Below are 2,653 nucleotides of genomic sequence, written 5' to 3'. Positions count from 1 at the left end.
GGCGGAGCCGGGACGGCGAACGGAGCCTGCGGCGGCGGCGGTGGGGCGGGCGGTGATTGCCGAGTGATCTCCAGCGCCGCGATCGGCGTGGCGATGGCCACCAGGGCGCCGATGGCGAGAGCCATGCTCAGGGGACGGGTTCGGGACGCGTTGCGAGCAGTCATGATGCGGGTAATCCTTCTGGTCAGGGAGTGGGCGTCCCCCGCCATGCCGATGGCGGCGGACTGTCGGAAGTCGGCGGCGATGCCGACGAGGGCGCGGGCGTAGGTCCGGCGATCCACGACGGCGAGCGCCGCGGCGTCGGCGGCGTCTTCGGTCCGGCTCGCCAGACTGGCGTGAAGCAGCCAGACCAGCGGGTTGAACCAGAACAGGGCGAGGGCGAGGCGGGACAGGGCGAGGAACAGCCAGTCGCCTCTGCGAATGTGCGCCAGCTCGTGCGCCAGCACGGCGCCGGCCGTCTCGGGACGCGACAGACAGCTCTGGCCCACAAGAACCACGCCGGGCGGAAGCCCCCAGCTGAGGGGCGCTTCGATGGCGCGGGCGGCGATCAGGCGGGGACGGCGACGGGGCGCGAGTTCCTCAAGCGGCCTGGTCCAGGCCGGGTCGGACACAACTGCGCCGGAGCGGGTCCAGCGCCGCAGGGTCAGCACGCCCAGGGCGAACCGTCCGGACACCACGAGGGCGCCGACGATCCAGATCCCGGCGAGAATCTCCATCGGCGAGGGCGGACGAAGCGTGCTGGAGAGCGACAGCCCTTCCACCGGCGTGACGGAGCCTTGCCACACGGGGGCGACCGCCATGACAGACTCGACCGGCGCGGCCGGCAGGAGCTGAAGCTGAAGCGCCGGTCCGAACGCCATCAACAAGGGCAAGGCGAGCAGGACGCAGACGGCGGCCCTGAGCACGTCCACCCGGTCGGTGGCGGCCCGGAAGCCCGGCAGGGCCGAGAGCAGCAGGCCGGCGCCGGCGATCACGCCGGACTTGCACAGCAGGCCGACGAACAGCTCGGCGCTCATGAGCCACGCTCCCGGGCCTGGTCGATGGCCCGCTCCAGGGCCGCCAGCTCCTCGGGCTTCAGCTTCTGGGTCAGGCCCAGCAGCGCCGTCGCGGCGCTGGCGGCGGAGCCGGCGAAGAAGGTGTCGACCGTTCTGCGCAGGGCGCCGGCGGCGATCGTCTCGGGACGCGGCGCGGGCCGGTAGAGGACGCCGTCCGGGTCCGCCTCGCGGGCCACCAGACCCTTGGTCTCGAGCCGGGCCAAGAGGGTGCGCACGGCGGAATCGCTCAGCGTTCCCCCCATCGCGGCGCGGACGCCGCTGGTCGTGCCGGTCTGAAGGCGGCACAGGGTCTCGAAGACCTCGCGTTCGCGCCGTGGCAGGGATTCGATCATGACGGCTCCGTCAAAGGCTACGCTACATCCGTAGCGCCACACTTGTAGCGGAAGACGTCAGGAATGAGGCGCGCCGATGAACTCGCGGTAAGGGGCCGGGCCCGACCTCAGCCCTTGGGGGAGCCGCCCTGTTCAAGCCGGCGCAGATCCGCCGCATCGATCGCCGCCAGCGACGACCCCCTGCTTTCGCGCATGACCAGGGCCGCGACGAGGCTGACCAGGGCCGAGGTGAGGATGTACCAGGCGATCGGGACCCAGGAATCAGTCGCGCGCAGCAGGGCCGTACCGATCAGCGGCGCCCACGATCCCGCCACGATGGCCGTGACCTGGTAGCCCAGCGACACGCCTGAATAGCGCATCCGGGTCGGGAACATCTCGGTCATGATCGCCGGCTGGGCCGCGTACATCAGGCCGTGCACGGCGAGGCCCAGCATGATGGCGCCGAGGATCATCGCCGTGTCGCCGGTGTCGAACATCGGAAAGGCCACGAACGGCCAAACCAGGGTCAGTGCTGCGCCGGCGATGTAGACCGGGCGCCGGCCGATCCGGTCCGTCAGCGCTCCGACGAACGGGATGACGGTCACGTGCAGGATGTGGGCGAGGAACAGCAGGGCGAGGATGCGGGTGGTGTTGACGTCCCGATGGTGCAGGTAGGTGATCGAGAAGGTCACGACCATGTAGTAGAGGATGTTCTCGCCGAACCTCAGGCCCATGGCGGTGAACACCGCGCGGGGATGGCGACGGAACACCTCGGTCAGGCCATAGCCCGCCTCGGCGCGCTTCTCCGTCTCCTCGCGGGCTTTCTCGAAGATCGGCGAGTCCGTCACCTGGGTGCGGATGTAGTAGCCGATGGCGATGATCACGACCGACAGCCAGAAGCCGATGCGCCAGCCCCAGGCGAGGAAGGCATCGTCCGTCAGCAGAGCCGACAGCGCCAGCAGCACCAGAGTAGCCAGGAGGTTTCCGATCGGCACGGCGGCCTGGGGGAAGCTGCCCCAGAATCCGCGGCTGCGGTTGGGGCTGTGTTCGGTGACCAGCAGGATCGCCCCGCCCCACTCCCCGCCAAGGGCGAAGCCCTGGATGAAACGCAGGGTCACGAGCAGGGCCGGCGCCCAGTAGCCGATCGAGCCGAAGCTGGGCAGACAGCCCATCAGGAAGGTCGAGGCGCCGATCAGCAGAAGGCTGAACTGCAGCAACGACTTGCGCCCGAGACGATCGCCGAAATGGCCGAAGACGATGCCGCCCAGCGGCCGGGCGATGAAGCCG

General features: G+C 70.1%; 3 protein-coding genes. All 3 read right to left on the bottom strand.

Annotation, left to right across the window (positions count from 1 at the left end; translation table 11 throughout):
• The coding region (locus RDU12_RS14795) for a M56 family metallopeptidase (RefSeq protein WP_308685393.1) at positions 1-1,016 on the bottom strand (1,016 nt) is incomplete at its 3' end.
• Positions 1,013-1,387, bottom strand: a complete 375-nt coding sequence (locus RDU12_RS14790) for a BlaI/MecI/CopY family transcriptional regulator (protein ID WP_308685391.1) — start codon at positions 1,385-1,387, stop codon at positions 1,013-1,015. The genes RDU12_RS14790 and RDU12_RS14795, both read right to left, overlap by 4 nt.
• A gap of 107 nt (positions 1,388-1,494) precedes the next feature.
• Positions 1,495-2,653: MFS transporter (locus RDU12_RS14785; protein WP_308685389.1), on the bottom strand; the 1,159-nt coding region annotated here is incomplete at its 5' end.

Source organism: Brevundimonas sp., from assembly GCF_031082345.1.
GTDB lineage: Bacteria > Pseudomonadota > Alphaproteobacteria > Caulobacterales > Caulobacteraceae > Brevundimonas.
The sequence above is the reverse complement of the archived record's forward strand: the minus strand, read 5'-3'. Positions and strand labels throughout refer to the sequence as shown.

Excerpts from the sequence above, each read along its gene's own strand:
- RDU12_RS14790 (WP_308685391.1), bottom strand. The coding sequence starts at position 1,387 with ATGATCGAATCCCTGCCACGGCGCGAACGCGAGGTCTTCGAGACCCTG.